Below are 18,539 nucleotides of genomic sequence, written 5' to 3'. Positions count from 1 at the left end.
GCCTCGACCTCAATCCTTCTTCGGCCCCTCGTCGTAGCCCCGCGGGCGGTACTTCTTCTCGATGCCTTTGTGCTCTTCGCCTCGGTACACGATCTCGATCGCGAAGTAGTTGAGCCAGGATCCGGGTGTTTCTCCGCCAGATCGAGCAGCTCGTCGTGGTGAGCCTCGATCGCCTTGTGGTCCCACAAACACTGCATGCCCAGCGCAATCAGGTTGGGATCGTTTCGGCCCGAGCTCGAAGCCCGTCACGTAGTGCGGCAAGGCGTCTTCCGGTTTGTTCATGCGACACAGCGTGTCGCCGTAATACACGTGGGCCATGGGCCACTGGGGTGCCAGGCGTTTTGCCTCGCCGTTGAGCTCGAGACGCTTCGCCAGATCGTTGTTGTGGGCTCCGACCATCACCGAGTAGTTCAGCTGCGCCTTGGCACTTCGCGGGACCGAACGCTGGGTGGCGCGCCAGAAGGTCAGATCGCTGGTGTAATCGAGGGCGTGCCAGCGCGCCTTGAACGCCTGGAGCGAAGTCGGCTGCGTAAACTTGGCCCACAAAGCTCTGGTACTCGTCGCACTGCGCTGATTCCAGAATCCCGCCGGCGCGTGAAATAATGTCGACGGCGAGATCCTGTCGCGGGATCCCATCTTTCAGAGCAATGGCTCCGGCGGTGGCGAGTTCCGGAGCGACATACGCGGCGGGCTTCAGCCCGGCCGCGATCGTGGCGCTGACGAACGTGTCCGGCGGCGGTCAGCAGATTGTACTGGTCGAAACCGCGCTCGAGAGCGAAGGTCAGGTCGGCGTCCGACACGGTGTCGAGGACGTACGTCAGCGACTTGCCCATCCCGGTCTGCTCGAAGGCGGGGTCGCCCGGGGTGATCCCGTTCGACTGCGCAGCGAGGCCGATGAGTTGTTTCTTTAGAGCAGTACGCGCTCCGCCTAGATTTGCGGCGACGTGGCCCTTGGGGACGATGAGGCCTGCGTTGGTGACGATCTCCATCGCGGCCTTCTGGCTCGCGGTGGTGATGCCCCTGTCCTTGACGCGTGCGTTCAGGTCGGGCCCGTAGGCATTCGGCGAGTCCGGCGACAGGAGCTTGCCGGCGGCGACACCGCCACACGCGGGGTCCACCGTGTGGAACTTGTTGTCGAAGAACGCGCCCGCGTTGGGGTTACGCGCGAGCTCCCAGCGACCCGAGAGCACGCGCAATGCGTGCCCGAGCGAGTTGTACGAGCCATTCGCCGCCTCTTGCTGTGCCCACGCAACGGCCGATCCGCGCTCTGGGTCAGTAGCTCGCGCGCGTCGCTGCTCGGCACCTGCCATGTCGGCCTCGACGGACTTCCGAATCAGCTCCTCCAGCAGGCGGCTCGCGCCGCGGAGGATCTGCGTGTTGAACTCGAGCCGGGAACGCGCGAGGTCGGTGAGGTTCGTGGTGTTGACCACCCGACGAGTCGGCTCCATGGGGGGGAAGTACTGGGTCGTTCCGGTCGGCGCGACGCCGAAGAGCCACGGGGCCTTCACTGGATCGGTGGCGAAGCTGGAGTCCGTGAGGGCGCGCGCATACACGGCTGAGCAGGTTTCCGGGTTGGTGCCGCCGTTCGTCGGCACCTTCATGTCCGTGAGGGCGAGGTTCGCCAGAAGGTAGATGGCCAGGTCGCGCAGAATGAATCGGTCCTTGTTCGATTGAACGGGAATCGACCACGGGCCCGGCGGGAAACCCGTGAACGGACTCGTTCCATCGACGCCGTTCCATCTGATCGGGGCGATGGCGTCGGCGACTTTTGCAAGCTCATTCGCCGTGCAGAGCAGGGCTTCGGAGTAGGCGACTTCCTCGTCGCAACTCTCGGGCGCGTGCGCGAAGATGCTCCAGGCGTAGCCGGCGCCGCTTGGGCTCCAAGGCGGCACGATCGGGCCGGAGAAGGGGGTTACCGCCACCGCCAATTCTGTTCCCGGGGAAGCCGCACTCCATCGCTGCTCCCCAGACCAATGCCCAGCCGGACGGTTCGCCTAGATCCTGCTCAAACTCGACCCCGCCATCGGGGCCACCAACCACGGCCTGCGGTTTCGAGCCAGGGCCGGTTGGCTCTACCTGCTGACCGATGGTCGGCTTTGGCGACATCTTCCAGATGTCGGCTGGCGACCCCGGGAGCGCGCCGTGAGGGGAACCTCACCACTCGGAAAGCTGACTTCGCGAACGGGTCCGAGATCAACCCTGCGACGAGCCGTGTCTTGGCCCGCGTAGATGTGGATCGACCATTCCGGCTCCGATGTGCTCGCTGGCTTGTTTCTCTTGGCCGCCGAATCGTCACCGGAACAGGAAGTTGAAACACCGAAGAGCGCAGCGCACGCGAGAGCGCAGGCCACGTATGACTGAAAGAGTTCGCCAGTCTTCATCATGGGCAACTTCCTGGGACGGAGATTTCTTCGATAGTCACGTTAGCGGCGGGCGCGTTGGGGTCATCTGTGAACACGGCGATCTTCGGATCGACCTCGCTCCAAACGAAGCACTCCTGTTTCGACAGCGAGTTGGGGCAGAAGAAGTCCTGGCCCCCAACCGGGGAATCAGCGCGTATCGACCACGGCTTCTTCACCTTGATCTTCAGACCGTATCCCGCCTTGAAGGGGGGGCTGAAATCGATGCCCACGCCGTAGACCGTGCTCGTGGGCGAGCACAGCGCGGTGCACTTCGGATCCACGCCGGGCTTCGACGGCGTGCGAACGACGTAGGGGTAGTCGATAAACTTCGTGTCGTAGAGGTAGAAGCCGCACGATGTCGCCTGCGCGCACGAGGGCGTCGGTCCGCCGCAGTCGCTCGCGCAGTTCACGAGGGGCGCCTTTGTCGGACACGGATCGTCCTGCCACTGCGAACCGCCGCTCCCGCCCGAACTCGCGTCACCAGCGCCGCCGCCCGAACCTCCGGTCGTCGCTCCCGCGCTGCCATCGATCGCATCGCTGCCGCCTGAGTTCCCGCCGGCGCCACTGGTGCCCCCACCACCGCTACCACCGACACCCCCACAGTCACACGCTCCCCACGTGCCATCCGCCCCGCAGCTCTGCGCGCCGTCGCACGCGCCAGGGCCGAGGCACGCGCGCGTGGCGCCCTGCGAGCACTTCCCACCCGCGCTCCCCGCATCGTCGGAACCGCACGCGCTCGCGATCAGCATCGCCAGCGGCACGACGATGCCCAACGCCGTCCATCCAGATTGCTTCATGTCGACTCCGGAACGACGCCGTCGGCACTCGGCCGATCCGGGTTGTTGGATTTCAGTACGGACGCGTCATCCCTCTGCATACCCTCGCCGTTCCTCCCCGACCCCGGCCGCCCCCTGCCAAGGTGTGCCTAGGGTCTCTCGCGGCGATGCGGAGTCAACCGACAAAATCCGACATTTGTACGACAGTGTGCGCAGGCGTGTGCTGGCGCGACGCGCAATCGGCGCGAGGTCAGTCGAAGCGAGTCGGGCAGCTGTACCCGATGCCGGCAACTGTCTCGATGCGCACGCCGAGCGGCTCGACGACGTCGCGCAACCGTTCGATGCGTTTCTCCAGCGCCTTGTCGCTGGCCTCCGGATTCTCGAGCACGATGGCCTTCAGCTCGGCGCGCTTTACCGGTACTCCTGCCGCGGCGACCAGCTTCCTCAACATTCGGCGATCACTCGCGGAATTCAGGGTCGCGAGCACCATCCCCAGACGCAATCCACTGGCGCGACTCGCGGCGGCCGCCGGCTGAACGCGCCGGAGCACCGATCGCAACCGCGCACGAAGCTCGTCCCCGGTCGCCGGCTTCGTGACGTAGTCGTCGGCACCGGCGTCGAGCGCACGCGCCTTGACCTGAGACTCACCCAACCCGCTCACCATGATGATCCCGCCGGAATAACCCAGCTCACGAAAGCGCCGGCAGACGGCGATCCCGTTTTCCCGGCCAAGATTCACGTCCAGGAGGATCAGCTCGCAGTCAAACAAGGCGCCGGAGCGCAAGCGCGTAGGTTCTACAAGCACCCCCTCGATGGAGGGCGCGCGGCGGCAGCGAGGGCCAGAGAGGGCGAGGTCGTTGCGAGAAAGGCTCCGGCCGGCGTAGTCGGAGGGCCCAAGGGGCCGTTGGGTGCTTCGCTCGAACCTGAGCTCGGGGCAGGTCCTCGAGTCGGGGCAGTGGACGGAGGTCTGCGTCCTCGAGCGCGCGTCAGTGCGCGTCGAACAGCTCCGCCTGAGCAGGCTCGCCAGGGTCGGCCAGCCGCCGGCGGATGGCGGGGTGCTTGAAGTAGGGTGGACCGCGTGCGGGTGCGAGGCGTGGCGGATCGGACGGCTCGCCGAGCCACGCGAGGTATCTCTCGATGCTGGCCGTGGCCATGACGAGGTGACGGAGCTTCATTCGCCCACCGCAGTTGTCGCAGCGCTCGACGTCGATCTTGAACGCGCGCATGAGCAGCTCCCGCCAGGGGCGATATCCCGAACGATGGGTGGCCGGCTTGTCCTTCGCCTTCGGGCTGCAGGTCGCGCAGCTCGTCGTGCAACTCGGGTCGCCTTCTGCATGCGCCGAGGGTGCCGGCGACGGCGGAGGGGGAACGACTCGGGCTCTCCACTTGCTGGCGGCGGCGAGCACGCCGGCGTACCTGACGGTGTGGAAGCCGGGAGGTGGCACCGTGGTCGCGAGCCGCACCAGGAGGGCGAGCGGGACATCTGCGAGCGTGCGCTGAAGAAGGCGATCATGCATCGCAAAAACTCGCTCTTCTATCGCACCGAGCGCGGCGCTCACGTCGGCGACGTGTTCATGAGCCTCATCCACACGGCCGAGCTGTGCGGCGCCAATCCGTTCGACTACCTCCGCGCGCTGATGGCGCACCCGAAAGAGGTCGCAGCCGATCCCGCCGAGTGGCTCCCTTGGAACTACCAGCGGCCCGTCGCGGAAGCCGCGTAGCCTTTCAACCTCGGCGCCACCACGCCCTACTCCCCGAGCTGCACGAAGTCGGCTAGCTTACGTCGCGCCATGGACGAAGCCACGCTTCAGGACAAGCTCCGCAAGATCGAGGCGCTCCACGCCGGCACCACCAGCGCCGGTGAGCGCGAGGCGGCGCGGCTCGCTGCCGAGCTCATTCGCGCCCGTCTCGCAGAGTTTCGCTCGCGCGAGCCGGACATCGTCATGGTGTACACGCTGTCCGACCCGTGGAAGCGCAAGCTGTTCCTGGCGCTCTGCCGCCGCTATGGTCTCAAGCCCTACCGCGAGTACAGGCAGCGCTACAGCACGGTGCAGGTCCGCGCGCCCGAGTCCTTTCAGAGCAAAACGCTGTGGCCCGAGTTCCTCGCGCTCGCCGAGGAGCTCGGCAAGCACCTCCAGGAGATCACCGAGCGGGTCGTTCGTGAAGCGATCCACGGTGACATGAGCGAGGCTGCTGAGAGCGGGTCCCCGAAGTCGTTGCCCGAGCCGACCCGAGCCTGACGCGCTCGCGACCGGCGCCGAACAGGCTGGGCCCGAGCTCGCGGCGCGGGCATTTTGCGCCCTACGCGAAATGCCGCGGAAATCGGCCTGCGCACGCTTGCCGAAGGGACACGCTTGCCAGAACGACACACTTGATTGTCATGGTCTGGCTGCTAGTCGCCGCCGACAGATGGCCAAAGTGCCCGTCGTGGTTAGTCCTGAAGCGGTGCGTCCAATGCTGCGTCCTGGCCACCGTCGAGTTGGTGCTCGGAGCAGTCCGGGAAAGCGAGCCCGGTGTTGTCGTTCTTGCAGAGCCAGGTGCCGCCTGGACACTGGCATGACCACGGCATGCCCAAGGCAACGTATCCGTCGGGACAATGATAGAAGTAGCTGCCTTTGCAGATCGCGCCGCCGACGCACGCGCCCGTCGGCCAGTTATCGCCTTGCTTCAGCGCGGCACAACCAGGATCAGGCGGCGGCGGCTCACCAGCATTGCCGTCCCCATCGGGCGCCTCGGAAGGCTCGCCCGCGTCGCCCGCGTCGCTCGCGCTGCTTCCACCGGAACCGCCCGAAGCCTCTTTGCTCGCACCTTCCTCGCACGCAGGGCTCACGCTACCCAGCATGAGGGCAATGGCCGTTCCGACCCATGCCCTTGTGCACGCGCGCATTTCTCATCCCTCGTGGGGTAGCGTGAAGCTCCACCCACTAGCGTCGTAGTGCTTCGTCTTGCCGAAACCGCCAACGTCATACGACACCATCGCACTGAACGTCCCCTTCCACGCCGCGGGCGTGTGATGGATCACCAGGCGGCCGCCCTCCGGCACCTTGGCGAAGAACGCCGCCTTGGCAGCCGGATCTTCTAGCTGTTTGCGGAAGGCGGTCGCCGCCATGGCGACGCTCTTTGAAACTTCGGGCCAGTAGACGGACTCGGTGACGACCTCACCTAGGTCATTGAACTGCGCCCAGGCATGAGACTCGACCACGCGCACCCCATCGTACTGTCGACTTATCGTCGACGTGTATGCTTCGAACTCCCACGATGTCGGGGGATCCGATCCGGCGCCACTCGCGCTAGCCATCGTGTGCACGGATACCGAATCGACCTCATCCGCAGGCAGCCCGGCATCGACGAAGTACTTGCGAACAGCTGCATTGTGCACCGCAGGGTCGGTGGTGAGGGCGGGCCGCGCGCGAGACGGGGCGTCGGCATTCGGCAGCGCAAGCACGCTGCGCGTCTTCTGGTCTGTGCCAAACACGCCCCAATCGCCGATGACCTTGTCGATACTCGCCTCCGACTTCTGATAGGTCGGCGAACCGATCGCAAATCGAGAATGATTGAAGAGGTGTACGTACTCTGTGAGAGTCGGGCTACCGACGGTAACCGAGGAACTCCCGGTGGGTTCGGCCGGCGACGCCGTGCACGCTGCGAGGGCGAGGAAGACGCACGCTAGTGTGAATCGATGCATGGTGAGGTTCTCCTTCCTCAGAATCCGTACAGAACGGAGTCGTAGTTACAGTATATGCTCGCGCGGGAGTAGGCGCTGCCGATTGCATCGTTCGATTCGCTCTTGGCCTGTGCCCAGGTCTCTTGATTGGCATGCCAGTTCGCGTCGGCCTGAGTATGCCCTCTTCCGATACTCATCATGCAGCCCCACGAGTGGTTGGCTGGAGTGCCACCGCCAATTGGAACGCTCGTGAAGCCGTATCCAGCCTGCGTCGAATTGAGCCAGGCTGACGCCACGGCTGAGTTGGGGTTGGTGACGGCAGCAATCGCGACGTCAATGCCGCGCTGCGGCTCGGTTCGGGCGTCTGAAGTATAGAGAAAGCCGTTCAGGTCCTTCCATGCAGCGACAGGGACCAACATGTGGACGGAGTGGACCCCGGCGAAGAACTTGACCGTAGCTGCGTTCCAATACCTCGCCCTTAACCCACAGCTGTTGACAATGAACGCGACGTTCGTTCCACCGTTGGTACCCGCACCAGCGAAGGCTCCGCTTGCAGCGTCTTCACCAAGGCCGATGGTGCTCACCGTTGCCCCCGGGTAGGTCCGCCCGTAGTTGACTAGATTGCCGTGTGAAGAGACTGTCGAGGAAGTTACAATCTGGCGCTGTTTCTCCTTAATACACACCTTCGTCTCGACGATCGGCACAAGTGGAGGAAAAAGCGGGCAGTATGAGCCGGCTGGGCAGTCTGAATCAGTGTTGCACGTGGTAGCAGTCACATCTCCGCACATTCCATGAGCGCAGACGTAGGAGATTGCACCATGAACCGCCCCGGGTTCTCCGGAGACTCGATTACATGAATCCAACCACCATGGCTGGGCTCTCCTGATTGCGATAGTACGCCGACTCGAATTCAGCTGGGGGCACGTGTCCGATAGGCCCGAAGAGGCGACGGTTATTGAACCAATCCACCCACTCGAGCGTAGCGAGCTCGACCGCCTCCACGTTGCGCCACGGACCTTTGCGGTGAATGACCTCCGCCTTGTAGAGCCCGTTGACCGACTCGGCGAGCGCGTTGTCGTAGGAGTCGCCGACGCTGCCGACCGACGCTTCGATTCCGGCTTCCGCGAGTCGCTCGGTGTACCGAATGCAGAGGTACTGCACGCCTCGGTCGCTGTGATGCACCAGGCCGTCGTCGTGCGGCCTGGCGTACAATGCCTGCTCCAACGCATCGAGGGCCAGGTCGCTGCGCAAGGAGCGCGAGACGCGCCAGCCCACGATGAAGCGCGAGAACACGTCGATGACGAAGGCGACGTACGCGAACCCACCCCAGGTCGCGACGTACGTGATGTCCGCGACCCAGAGCTGGTTTGGTGCCGTCGCATGGAACTCGCGCTGGACGAGGTCCGATGGCCGAGCAGTCGACTCGTCGGTGATAGTCGTGACCTTGAAGGCACGGCCCCGTCTGACCCCGCTGAGGCCCATCCGGCGCATCAATCGCTCGACTGTGCAGCGAGCTACGGTCCTGCCTTCGCGGTGAAGCTGTCGCCAGACCTTTTCGGCGCCGTAGGCACCGTCGTACGCTTCTTCTTCCACGCGCTGGATTTCAGCGCACAGAACGTCATCGCGCTTGGCACGCGCAGGACGTCGTTCCGGGTCTCGGCGTCGAGCTTCGTGCTCGTGGAACATCGACGGGGCGATCGGCAGCACCCTGCAGATCGGCTCGACCCCGTAGGCCTCCTTGTTGTCTTCGATGAAGTTCACCATCACCTCGGTCGGCGGTCGAGCTCCGCCTGGGCAAAATACGCTGACGCCTTCCGAAGGATCTCGTTCGCCCGCTTCAGCTCGCGGTTCTCCCGCTCCAGCTCGTTGAGGCGGTCGCGTTCGGCTGTAGTCAGCCCTGGCCGCTTGCCCGCATCAACCTCGACACGGCGCACCCACTTGCGCAGCGTCTCCGGCGTGCAGCCTATCTTGCTCGCCACCGAGCTGATCGCCGCCCACTCCGACTCGTGCTTGCCGGCGGTTTCCAAGACCAACCCGACCGCGCGCTCCCGGACCTCCGGTGAGAACTTGCTCCGTCGTCCCATGACTCCATCCTCTCAACATATGGAGCCTCCGGAAATCCCGGGCCGATTCACCACCAGCTCTGTCAAAGTTGTAGGTGTCGTTGTCTGCGCCATTCCCGGTGTACTGCGGATCGTGGAAGTCCCTATCGAATACGCTGTTGTCCATATAGTGGACGAGCGGGGGTGTAACCCGTGCCGGGTAGAGTGAGGATTCCCTCAAGGTAGGAACCTTCGGAATTGCATATCGTGTCGCAATTCCCAGCACCGCAACCCGGCCACCACGTGTAGTTGTTGATCGTCTCCACGATGACCCCAGTCGAGTCCACGGCCCTGGCACCAGCGGTCGAGGCCAGGACGCCGACCCCGACAATCACACCTAGCGCATGCCAGCGTCTCAGCCTCCGGTGTCGTGTGGAATCTTTGCTCATCGTGGCCTCCTCCCCGATTCGTGCCCCTCGCCCCGCTCGGTGTAGCTCGATGGCAGTGAAAAAAAATGACACCCGTCAACTTGGGAGAACACCGCTTCGCAGAGCGCTCTTTCCCTGGCTGTGTGAGCGCGACGGTCGTGACCTGCATCCCCACGCACTCTGGCGTCGCCGGGGCGGGCCACACTCGGAACGACGCGTCCCCTCCAGCCGCGTGAGCGCGAGCATCGGCACGACGCTCGAAGTCTTGGCAAGACGCACCCGCTCGCGCTCACCGGCTAAGGAGGGGACCGCGGAGCGAAGCGACGCGAGGGGAGGCAGGACAAGAGGCGCTGAAGTATGGACGCTACCGCTCGCTGGATGAGCCGATCCGGCGGCTGGCCGAGAGCGCGAGCTACCGCTCGCCGCGCATTCGCGCGCTGTTGGGCGATGCGGATCCGAAGCTCGCGCCGCCTCCCGCTCCGGCGCCCGCGCCCAAGCCAAAGGTGCCGGACGCCCAGCCTGATGAAGCGGCGCCTTCGGAGAAGAAGGAGCCGCCCGAGGCCGAGCCCCCGAAGCCTGCACCGCCGTCCAAGGATGAGCTCGCGGAGCTGTTGGTGATCGTGAGCTTCGGCCGGGTGCCGGCGAAGGTCGCCAAGCGCGTGCCAATCGGACTCGCGCTGACCATGGTTTCGGGCGACCTCGCGCCCCACGATCACCAACGCGCGAGCGCGCTCGCCGCCCAGGGCCTGGTGACCTGGGTGAGCTATCCCGAGCTGGGCAAGGCGCGCGGGCAATACGACATCCCGGAGTTCGCGCTGGACGGGAGGTGGCAGAAGCTCGAGGGCATCGTGGCCGTGGATCGCGAGGCCCAGCGCGCCTGGGACGAGGCCAAGGGCGCCGTCGTCGGTAGCGCCATCACTCGGCTGATCTCCAGGGTAGTCGCGGGGGAAGTCGTGCGACGTGGATCGGGAGGCGGCGCGGTCGGCATGCTGCTCAGCCTGGGCACGCAGGCCACGCTGGTGGCGGCCGACACGACCCTTGCAGGACCAGGCAACGACCTTCTGCTCGCGGCAGTCAGGGCACGCGAGCACGGCGAATCCACGCGCGAGCACGCCGCAGTCGATGAAACCTTCTAGTTCTTCCCTCACGAAGCTGGGCAGCGGCGAGGCGAAGCCGTCCTCCGCCGCAGCGTAGAGCGTGAGGAGATTGTCGCGCACGACCTGGTGGAGCGCGGTCGCCTCCGGGCGGCGGCGTGCGTACGTCGGCGTGCCGGACACGAGGCATGCCTTCGCAACAGGCGTGCCCGCGACGCCCGCCTGCGATTTCGACGACTTCACCCACGCCGAGAGGGGTGGCGACAGCGCCTTCGCCAGTGGCGATCGCCACTCGTGGCACCGGCGCCCATCCGCCGCCGTCATCGAAGCGACGTCGTCACAGGCGCGGAGCGACGCGTCCCCTTTACGCGCGCAGCGCGCGCCATCGGCGGGGCGCCGTGGTCTTGGCGCGACGTCAGCCGGCGCGCGCTGCCGCGTCAGGAGGGGACCGGCGCCGCGGCTGCTGAAATCCGAGAAACTCCCCGAGGAGCGCCGCGTTCGCTACCTGCTCGCTTTCACCAGCGGCATGCGCGACGGCGAGCTCGCCGGGCTCACCTGGACCGACCTCGACGACTCGACCGTCCGCGTCGCCAAGCAAGTCTCGACGCGCGCGCGCACGCCGACCCGCCCAAAGACCAGGTACGCGCACCGCGTGCTCCCTCTGCACCCGCTCACCGCCGAGGCATTGAAGACCTGGAAGGCCACCGGTTGGGTCCTGCTCGTCGGCCGCAAGCCGCAACCCACCGACCCGGTCTTCCCCGACCAGCACGGGCACCCGCACCGCCCCCGAAGCGCCGAGCTCCTCCGGGAAGACCTCGAAGCCGCCGGCTGCCCCACCAAGTACGCCGGCGAGTACCCGATCGACTTCCACGCCACCCGGCGGAGCTTCGCGAGCTGGCTCGAGGCGAACGAAGTCCCCGGCGACATCGTCGATCGCCTCCTCGGCCAGGCCGGCAAGAGCGTCCGGAAGCGGCACTACAGCGCGACCGACCTGGAGGTCATGCGGAAGGCGATCGAAACTATTCGGCTCGACCTCCAGCCCCACTTCCAAACCGTTGCGTTTGCTGCATGTCTTGCTGCACCCGTGCAGCAAGCCGTCCGCGATTCCGCAACGATCTCCTGGAGCCAGCTCCGAGACTCGAGCTCGAGACCTACGGTTTACGAAAGGGTGGAGGGATCGGGACACGAGCGGCTGGAAGAGTGTCAACGAGTGCCACGGGGAGAAACGGTGGAGGATCGCGGGTGTCCGGTGCTGGCCGCTGACGTCACTCCGGTGGGTGGCGCGAGCAACGGTTTGGCGGCGACGCGGGATGCTGCATGTGCAGCATGGGTGCGCAGCAAGATCGAGGACGCGGTGAGGTTGCTCGACAATGGTGATGTCGCTGGCGCGCGAGCTCTGCTCGGGGAGTTCATTCGATCGTCGTAGTCGGGCCTGCGGGGCATGTGGGCAAGCCGAACGCTTGTCCAAGCGGGTGTGGGCAAGCAGCGAGCGGCCGCGGGGTTCAGCGACGAGCCGCCGTGCTTGCCCAAGGCGGCGAAGCCGCCGGCAGCCGCGGCATGGCCACGGGCGCCACTGTTGCGTCTGGCGGAGGCAATCCGGCAAACGTCGGCAAAGAAGACACCGACTCACCGCGATCGAGCCGCGGCGCAAACGGACGGTCATTTCCGCTCTCACTTGGCCGATGGGGTGGAGGCCGGGTAGACACATCCCGGAGAGAGCTTCAGTACTCGCAAGTACGGGTTCGAGGCATTCTCGGAGTAGCTCAGCCAAGTCTCGCCTCCGAAGTCGATGAGCTCCATGTCGCGCAAGTCGTGCTCGGTGTCGAGCCCTTGCACGACGAGCGTGGGCTCCGATACGCCCGAGGCATCGACGGTAAGCGTGTACACTCCGTAAAACGTCGCGCTCGCTATCAGGGCGCTCTCCTTTCGCGCCGTCATCGCGTGGACCTTGAAGTACCCGATGTCACTCTTGGGTGGGCGGGACTCGAAGTACTTGTCGATACCACCCTTGTCGTCCATGTGAACAATCTCGATGGCGCGATCGAGTTGCGCGATCCACGTGTATACGAACCACGCGCCACCGAAATCGTCCGCCGAAACAGCGCCGGTCGAAAACCCGCTTTGCGGCGCGCCCGGTGGCTGGAGTACCACCGGGCTGAACGGCAGCGCGGCGCCTGCGCGATCGTGGACATTGACCTGCACCACGTCGCTGTCGAACACGAAGGTTCGACCGCTCGTGGCGTTGGTTGAGGTTCGGTGGCCGAGGACGTAGCCGGGCGTTGCGGCGCTGGCTGTTTGGCCGAACTGGGTGAGCGGGAGAATCACGCTTGCTTGGTCGTTCATGCGTCCGACGTGCAGCGTGAACTGTGGAGGCGCGCCATAAGCGTGGAGCGCGAATGCTTCGCCGTCCCATGCCGCTGCTGTCTGCAATGCGATGACGCTCGGATCCGGTGTCGCTGGCAGCAGCACTGTCTTGAGTACATCGGTGTCTCCAAGTCGCCCTAGTGACGCGCGTGGCGGGAGCTTGTTGTTCTCCGCGTAGTCGTATCCAACGGCGAACGTTTCGTCCTCGCGCCCAGCGAAGGACCGGACTCCGGAGAAGTCCGCGGTGAGACCGTTAGGCATCAGCTGGAACAGGTTGTTCTCGGCGAGTTTCCCCGTGTCTGGGTGAAACGTACTCACGATCAACCACTGCACCGTGTCACCCAGGAACTGCCCCGTGGTCCCTTCTGGATAGAATCGATATCCGGTCAAGCGTAGTGGACCCCTTTCGCCGTTGCCCAGAGACTGCCGCTTACAGGGGAAGCTTTCCCCATGAGCCACCGGTCCGGCTCGTCGAGGAGCTTCGGGGAAATCGCAATGTCGACGCATCCCAGTGTGCCTCCGGTCCCGCTCGCCCCAGCCGCGCCGCCAAGGCCGCCCCCCGCGTCGCTACCCGCCGCACCGCCGGTACCCCCCTCAGCTCCCGAGTTCCCGCACCCGTGACTGATCAAAGCAAACGCGACCAACGCACCGCGACTCAATGCGCTGTAAGTCAAAGGCCGACGTGCTCCCGATCTGCAAGCGTTGCGAGAGCAACCTCAAGCTGGACGGCTTCGTTCAGCGCTTCCCGAGCCTTGGCCTGGTTGTGCGGCTTCAGGTGGGCGAGAGCCACGACTTTCAGCGCTCGGATCTTCGCGAGCGTAACCACGATCTTCACGAGGTTTGCGTGGTCGCCGTGCGCTTTCGTCAGCAGTGCGAGTGCCTTTGCGAAGCTCTGCTCGACCTCCGGGAGCGACAAGAGGATTGCGGAACGAGCACCCGTGACGTCACCTTGGTCCATCAAGTCTTGAGCACGCTCTTCGTGCGACAGAGCGCGGTCGAGTGACGTAAGCCGGGGCCGCGTGAAGATTATCGTGGAGGTCCGACTGACGTTTCCAGCAAAGTCTCGGGCCTGCACCTTGACGGAGGTCGAGTTCGCATCTGGTAGTCGCAGGTCGAGGTGAGATGTGGCCGGTTGCCACGCCACCCCGTTTGGAGGGCCATTGCCGAACCACACTCTGATTGATTCGACTCCGCTCGCGATCACGCCGAGGTCGATGGCCAAATTCGGGCCATCCGTTGCGCGTAGCGGATCGTTCAGGCCAAGCTCCAGAGTGACGTTCCGCGAGTGAATCGTCGTCGGTGGCGCGACCACTGCGACGCGCGGCGGTACAGGGTCGATCCGCGGCGTCACGCACGCGACTTCGGACCACCCGCTGGTCACAGCGGTTCGCTCGGCGCGCATCCGATAGCAGGCGACCACGTCGTTCGGGGAAGCTGGGTCCAGCGCAAACGGTCGACCCGTCAAGGCGTCGGAAGGGATGGTAACGAAAGGCCCGTGGGCTGCGCCCGCGCGCTGGACTCGATAGGTGGCGGCGGCATCGTTCATCCCGGCAGGAAGGTAAGTTAAGCCGTTGCCGGCGATCGGGACGAGGACGGGCGAATCGATCAGATCATCTCCGGCGGCGCGCGGATTCCGACCTGCGGCCACCTCGGAACCATCTGACTCGCCCCCGCCGTCGCTGTCGCTGGCGCGCGGGTTGGTGCCCGCCGCAAATTCCTCGCTGTCTATGAGTCCGTCGTCGTCTGCATCGCCAAGGTCTGCGAGTGCGTACGCGGCCGCCCAACGGTCCGGGACGCCGTCGCCGTTCACGTCGGGCAGCGCCGTGAGAGCTACGCCACGCCGAGTCTCCCTGGTGGCAACGCTTCCGTCCTGCAGGTCGCACGTGCTGAGGACCTTCGCAGAGTAGAGTCCGGGCGCTCTGGTCCGAGAGAAGGCCGCGCCGAAGAGGCCGTCGCCGGGCTCTCCGGCGCCGTGCTCCCCGTCGTCCGAGAGTGTGAAGGGCCCGACGGTCGAATCATCAGGCAGGGTCAGCCAGGCCTGCATCGTGCAGCTAACGAGCGGCCCTTGGTCGATCACCGCTGACCGCAGGAACAGATCCGAGCCGACCCACGCTCGAAGCTCGTCTCCTGTACCTGCGGTAGGGTCCTCCGAGAACGGCAGAGCGTCTGTCACGTCGAATTGGGTGAAAGCCTGAACGGGGCTTCGCACTGCGCCCTCGACGAGCACGACGGGCGCAGCGATGTCAGAGAGCGGCGGCACCGAGACGCTCCAGTTGCCGGGTTCGGGATTCTCGACGCGGAAAGTTGTCGAGTGGCCTTCCTCACTGATGCCGCTTGGAGGGACCTCTGCGCCCGACGGGGATTGCAGCGTTCCGACGCCAGCGCCGGCGACTCCGCTCGCGATGGTGACCCGCAAGTCCTTTGCTCGAGTCTCGACGCTCAATGAATGGACGCCGCCGCTCGTCCTGGCGCTGAGGACGCGATCGAACGAACCGATACCTCCATACAGACTGAGCAGTGCGTCGATGGCGTCGGCGATCCAGTTGCCACCCGTGGGCGCAGCCTCCTGCACGTACAGCAGAGTGCCTCCGGTCCGTCGGGCAAGGCGATCGAGCTCAGAAAGGTCGGCATCCTGCCCGATCGCGATCGACGAAATCACAGGCACGGGCAGAGTGCCGTTGCGCAGTCGGAAGTTCTTCGTGTCAGGGTGCCAGGGCGGGCCTCGGTCGTCGTCCGCCGGCGGGAATGGCTTGTCCAAGTAGTCAAGCGCAGTCGAGGGGTCCGTGTTCGCGCCATCGGACAGAAGGACGATGGAGAGTCGGTCGGGCTTGAACAGAACCGGGTTGTCGAACAGGGTCAGGGCCGACTGTGCCTCGAAGACGCCGTCCCCGATGCTCGTACCGCCGCCGGATGCGAGGCCGTCAATCGCCAAGTTGAACTGCGACTGATTGGCAGCGGACACCGCTGCCATGGCGCCGCCGTCGATGAGCTCGGTATCGGCGTCGTGATTGAACGAGACGACCCCGGCAGCGGTGGTGAGGAATGTTCCCGCCGGTGGCAAGAACGAGGCAACCAGAGCCTTAGCAGCGACGTTCGCGTCCTGCAGCTTGAAGGGGAACATGCTGGCGCTCTTGTCGATGCTGAGGACAACCGCTTCGGTTTGAGGCCAGCCGTAGTGAAGAGCTTCCAGGTTGGTGGCCGTCAGCCCGTGCATTGAGACCGTCAAGTCGAACTTGCATGGCGTTGCGGGTGTGCACGCCGCAGGGGGCGGGTACGCGCTTGGCGGGAGCTCAGCAGTGATCAGGTACGCGCCGCCCGAAATGGGCCACAGCGTGAAGGTGCTGATCGAATGGCCGGACGCGATGATCTGGAGCTTGCTCTTGCCTAGGCTCGGATCGAGGATCGGCTGGTTGTTCTGGTCCGTGAACGACAGTTTGATTGCGAATTTGCGGCGGAGCGAGCCTGTGCCGACGAGCGCCGGCAGCGACATGCTCGGCTCTACGATCGTCAGCTTCGGCTGAATCTGGCCGATGCTCCAGTTGAACACGGCAGGCCCTTGACGCCCGCTAGCCAGAGCGATGACTTCGCGCGTCGTCCCGGACGCGGGGAATCGCCACGGGCACGTCCACGGTCGCGGCACCGGTGTAGGACGTTTGCGGAAAACACGCCTCGCCGATCCCCGCCTTACAGAGCGGGACTGCGACGCGCTTGCCCGGAGACGGTTCGTCGATTCGGAAGACACGGAACGCCGGCTGGGGATCTCCGCTGAGAACCGTCGCGCTAACCTTCAGGAGTTTTCCCGCCCAGGCGTTGTCGACTCCGACCGAGAAGTACGCCGCGCCATGCTTGCCGATGCCGACGGGCAGTGGGCTCGAGACCGAAGAGCCCACCGGCAAGACATCCGGAACGGCCACGCCGCCGACTACCCTGAACGAGTCGTGCTGCCGAGTGACGCGCCGGAGGCCGTCGCAGATGGTCGCGGTCGGGTTGCAGGTTTCTTCGATCAGGCTCGCACGCGGCAAGAAGGGCTTCCCGTCGGCCAGCCGGGCCGTGGAGTAGTAGCCGCCGAGCTGCGTCCAATCGAAGCGCCAGCGATCGTCCGCATCGACCGCGTCGCTGTCGTTGTAGTCCTTCAACACCATAGCCGTGTGGAAGTCGAGGACGACATCGTCCAGCTTGCGCCCGAGGTGCTGGAGCAGACTGTTGTTCAGAACGGCCGTCGTGCTTCCGGGCTTCGTGGCGAAGTCCTGGAGCAGGCGGCCGATGAGATCGACTCCCTCGTCAGAAATCGGCCGCTGGCTTAGTGGAAGCAGGTTGGCACCGGCAACGCGCGGGAACTGCGAAGTGGCGCCCGAAGGGTGCGGAGCTTGCGGCGTCGGATACGCGAACTGCTCTTGCAGGTAGCGCAGAAAGAACGCCGAAACGTATGGCTCCGTGACAGCGTTGACGCTCGGGAAGTCGAGCAGGTGGATGCCAAGGTACGGCCCTGCTCCGTGGTCTACCCCAAACTTCCCGGCCGAAACGCACTGCCCGCGGTTGTCTCCACTTGGCAAGAGCGTTGCCCCTGGGAAGCCTTGCAGGCAGAGGTTCAGCTCATTGCTGGCGGCCAGTTGCTCGCTCAGCACACCGAGGTGGGCGTTGACGCCCGGATGCTCTCGCGACCACGCCATGGCCAGGCTGTGGAAGTACTCATGCGTGTACAGCTGCACGCCCGACATGGCCGCAAGGGCTTGCTGACTTGGCGGCGCGAGCACGTTGACCGCCTGAGCAGAGTTCACCTGACCAAAGAAGGCACCGCCTGGGATGCGCGTTTCGTGCCGCCGCGGTGGGGTCCGACGAAGTCGCGGTACGGCTGAGGCGCGCCGGCTACTGCGCCGTTGAACGAGGCGAGGAATGGCGCGTTTGGAACGGTGACAGCGACCTGGATTCGGCTGCTCTGCGCGTCGTCTTCCGCCAGCAGGACCGCCCGTATCCACTCGGGCACGTAGGGCGGCATGCAGATGTTCTCGCCGACCGGCGGGCCCGGCAGGTTCCAGTGCACCTTCGAACCATCTACGCAAACGTCGAGCGCTGCGAACGGGCTTCGCGGTCGGCGCGGCGCCGTACACGCTGATCGGCGTTGGCGGTCCAGACGTTGGCGAAAGACGGCTCCACATAGGGCAGAAACCGTTGGTCGATGCATCTCCGAACGCATCCTTCGCTTCCTGTGGCAGGTGGACCGTGAAGAACCAGTCCTTGGTGAGCGGGTCGTCGAAGTCGATGGCGAGCAACGCTTCGGTCCTGCCTGTGGCTTCAGCGACGCTCTTGAAGACGTCGGGCTCGGTGATGGCACCCGTGCCGGACGCTTTGTCGTAGATAACCCAGTCACCCGTGCCGGGGCAGACCCGCACACCGCCCGCCGAGATCGCGCACACCTCGACGCGATCGGTGTCGGAGATGGCCGCGAGCTTGTTGTCGTTCGGATTTGCCAGCACGTACGCAAAGCGCACCACCATCTTCCGCGTGCTGGGCAGGTTGCCCACGCCATCCCCGGTGAAGCCTGCCCCAAGCGAGCCGGTTACCACGGGCTCGCAATTGGCCAGGCGCACTTGAAGTGGAGCCGCCCTTGCAGCCGTTGCGAGCAGCGAGGCCGCGATGAGCGCGACAGGAAACACCGCTGAACAGAACCTCGTCGCCATCCCGCCACCTCCAATAGAACTCGCCGACTGAGAGATTCTCGCTCACCGGCGAACCATGCTCACCGACAGCGCTCAACTCTGCCGGACGCGT

Annotated in this window: 16 protein-coding genes and 1 other annotated feature; of the genes, 3 read left to right on the top strand and 13 right to left on the bottom strand. The window is 65.2% G+C overall.

From position 1 onward, the window contains the following. Window positions 1-9 precede the first annotated feature (9 nt). The 5 genes from IPI67_23510 to IPI67_23490 all read right to left on the bottom strand — a co-directional run bounded on the left by IPI67_23510 (window position 10) and on the right by IPI67_23490 (window position 4,695). The gene (locus IPI67_23510; GenBank protein ID MBK7583153.1) at window positions 10-546 is read right to left on the bottom strand and encodes a hypothetical protein; all 537 of its coding nucleotides are present in this window, start codon (window positions 544-546) and stop codon (window positions 10-12) included. Continuing rightward, window positions 465-1,922, bottom strand: coding sequence for a hypothetical protein (locus tag IPI67_23505; GenBank protein MBK7583152.1), 1,458 nt, complete (start codon window positions 1,920-1,922; stop codon window positions 465-467). The genes IPI67_23510 and IPI67_23505 overlap by 82 nt, the downstream gene beginning before the upstream one ends. A gap of 458 nt (window positions 1,923-2,380) precedes the next feature. After that, window positions 2,381-3,199, bottom strand: coding sequence for a hypothetical protein (locus IPI67_23500; protein ID MBK7583151.1), 819 nt, complete (start codon window positions 3,197-3,199; stop codon window positions 2,381-2,383). Window positions 3,200-3,428: 229 nt separating this feature from the next. Continuing rightward, on the bottom strand, window positions 3,429-3,947 hold the full coding sequence (locus IPI67_23495) for a response regulator transcription factor (protein MBK7583150.1): 519 nt from the start codon (window positions 3,945-3,947) through the stop codon (window positions 3,429-3,431). Between the two features lie 217 nt (window positions 3,948-4,164). Then, on the bottom strand, window positions 4,165-4,695 hold the full coding sequence (locus IPI67_23490) for a hypothetical protein (protein MBK7583149.1): 531 nt from the start codon (window positions 4,693-4,695) through the stop codon (window positions 4,165-4,167). On the opposite strand from IPI67_23490, the gene IPI67_23485 reads away from it, so the two are divergent. Both IPI67_23485 and IPI67_23480 read left to right on the top strand, forming a co-directional pair. Next, window positions 4,690-4,899 carry a transposase domain-containing protein gene (locus IPI67_23485; GenBank protein MBK7583148.1) on the top strand — a complete coding sequence of 70 codons (210 nt, stop codon included), beginning with the start codon at window positions 4,690-4,692 and terminating at the stop codon, window positions 4,897-4,899. The genes IPI67_23490 and IPI67_23485 overlap by 6 nt on opposite strands. A gap of 69 nt (window positions 4,900-4,968) precedes the next feature. Further along, window positions 4,969-5,418: a hypothetical protein gene (locus IPI67_23480; GenBank protein MBK7583147.1), complete on the top strand. Its 450-nt coding sequence runs from the start codon at window positions 4,969-4,971 to the stop codon at window positions 5,416-5,418. A gap of 191 nt (window positions 5,419-5,609) precedes the next feature. Here the strand turns inward: IPI67_23480 and IPI67_23475 are convergent, their stop codons facing one another. The 5 genes from IPI67_23475 to IPI67_23455 form a co-directional block, all read right to left on the bottom strand. Continuing rightward, window positions 5,610-6,065: a hypothetical protein gene (locus IPI67_23475; GenBank protein ID MBK7583146.1), complete on the bottom strand. Its 456-nt coding sequence runs from the start codon at window positions 6,063-6,065 to the stop codon at window positions 5,610-5,612. A 3-nt stretch (window positions 6,066-6,068) separates the two neighbouring features. Then, complete coding sequence (locus tag IPI67_23470; protein MBK7583145.1) at window positions 6,069-6,863, bottom strand: hypothetical protein; 795 nt, start codon at window positions 6,861-6,863, stop codon at window positions 6,069-6,071. Window positions 6,864-6,880: 17 nt separating this feature from the next. Beyond that, entirely contained in the window at window positions 6,881-7,546 is a 666-nt protein-coding gene (locus tag IPI67_23465) for a hypothetical protein (protein MBK7583144.1), read from the bottom strand. A 145-nt stretch (window positions 7,547-7,691) separates the two neighbouring features. After that, window positions 7,692-8,926, bottom strand: a protein-coding gene (locus IPI67_23460; protein ID MBK7583143.1) for an IS3 family transposase whose coding sequence is annotated in 2 segments (ribosomal slippage) — window positions 7,692-8,644 and window positions 8,644-8,926 — 1,236 coding nt in all. Because the reading frame shifts where the segments join, the coding sequence is not laid out codon by codon here. Further along, window positions 8,532-8,648 (bottom strand) — a sequence feature (AL1L pseudoknot). Its footprint overlaps the gene before it by 117 nt. A 682-nt stretch (window positions 8,927-9,608) precedes the next feature. Further along, window positions 9,609-10,589, bottom strand: a complete 981-nt coding sequence (locus tag IPI67_23455) for a transposase zinc-binding domain-containing protein (protein ID MBK7583142.1) — start codon at window positions 10,587-10,589, stop codon at window positions 9,609-9,611. Window positions 10,590-10,611: 22 nt separating this feature from the next. Between IPI67_23455 and IPI67_23450 the strand changes: the two genes are divergently transcribed. Further along, complete coding sequence (locus tag IPI67_23450) at window positions 10,612-11,832, top strand: tyrosine-type recombinase/integrase (protein ID MBK7583141.1); 1,221 nt, start codon at window positions 10,612-10,614, stop codon at window positions 11,830-11,832. Between the two features lie 245 nt (window positions 11,833-12,077). Here the strand turns inward: IPI67_23450 and IPI67_23445 are convergent, their stop codons facing one another. The 3 genes from IPI67_23445 to IPI67_23435 form a co-directional block, all read right to left on the bottom strand. Then, window positions 12,078-13,160, bottom strand: a complete 1,083-nt coding sequence (locus tag IPI67_23445; GenBank protein ID MBK7583140.1) for a hypothetical protein — start codon at window positions 13,158-13,160, stop codon at window positions 12,078-12,080. 280 nt (window positions 13,161-13,440) lie between these two features. Next, a complete protein-coding gene (locus tag IPI67_23440) occupies window positions 13,441-16,317 on the bottom strand; it encodes a hypothetical protein (protein MBK7583139.1) in 2,877 nt (958 codons plus the stop codon). A 19-nt stretch (window positions 16,318-16,336) separates the two neighbouring features. Beyond that, window positions 16,337-18,448, bottom strand: coding sequence for a hypothetical protein (locus tag IPI67_23435; GenBank protein ID MBK7583138.1), 2,112 nt, complete (start codon window positions 18,446-18,448; stop codon window positions 16,337-16,339). Between the last annotated feature and the right edge of the window lie 91 nt (window positions 18,449-18,539).

This window comes from Myxococcales bacterium, assembly GCA_016706225.1.
GTDB lineage: Bacteria > Myxococcota_A > Polyangia > Polyangiales > Polyangiaceae > JADJKB01.
This window is presented reverse-complemented; position numbering and strand designations above follow the sequence as displayed.

Coding starts and splice junctions, on each gene's coding strand:
- IPI67_23500 (MBK7583151.1), bottom strand. CDS start 3,199: ATGAAGCAATCTGGATGGACGGCGTTGGGCATCGTCGTGCCGCTGGCG.
- IPI67_23485 (MBK7583148.1), top strand. CDS start 4,690: ATGCATCGCAAAAACTCGCTCTTCTATCGCACCGAGCGCGGCGCTCAC.
- IPI67_23490 (MBK7583149.1), bottom strand. CDS start 4,695: ATGCATGATCGCCTTCTTCAGCGCACGCTCGCAGATGTCCCGCTCGCC.
- IPI67_23480 (MBK7583147.1), top strand. CDS start 4,969: ATGGACGAAGCCACGCTTCAGGACAAGCTCCGCAAGATCGAGGCGCTC.
- IPI67_23475 (MBK7583146.1), bottom strand. CDS start 6,065: ATGCGCGCGTGCACAAGGGCATGGGTCGGAACGGCCATTGCCCTCATG.
- IPI67_23470 (MBK7583145.1), bottom strand. CDS start 6,863: ATGCATCGATTCACACTAGCGTGCGTCTTCCTCGCCCTCGCAGCGTGC.
- IPI67_23435 (MBK7583138.1), bottom strand. CDS start 18,448: ATGGCGACGAGGTTCTGTTCAGCGGTGTTTCCTGTCGCGCTCATCGCG.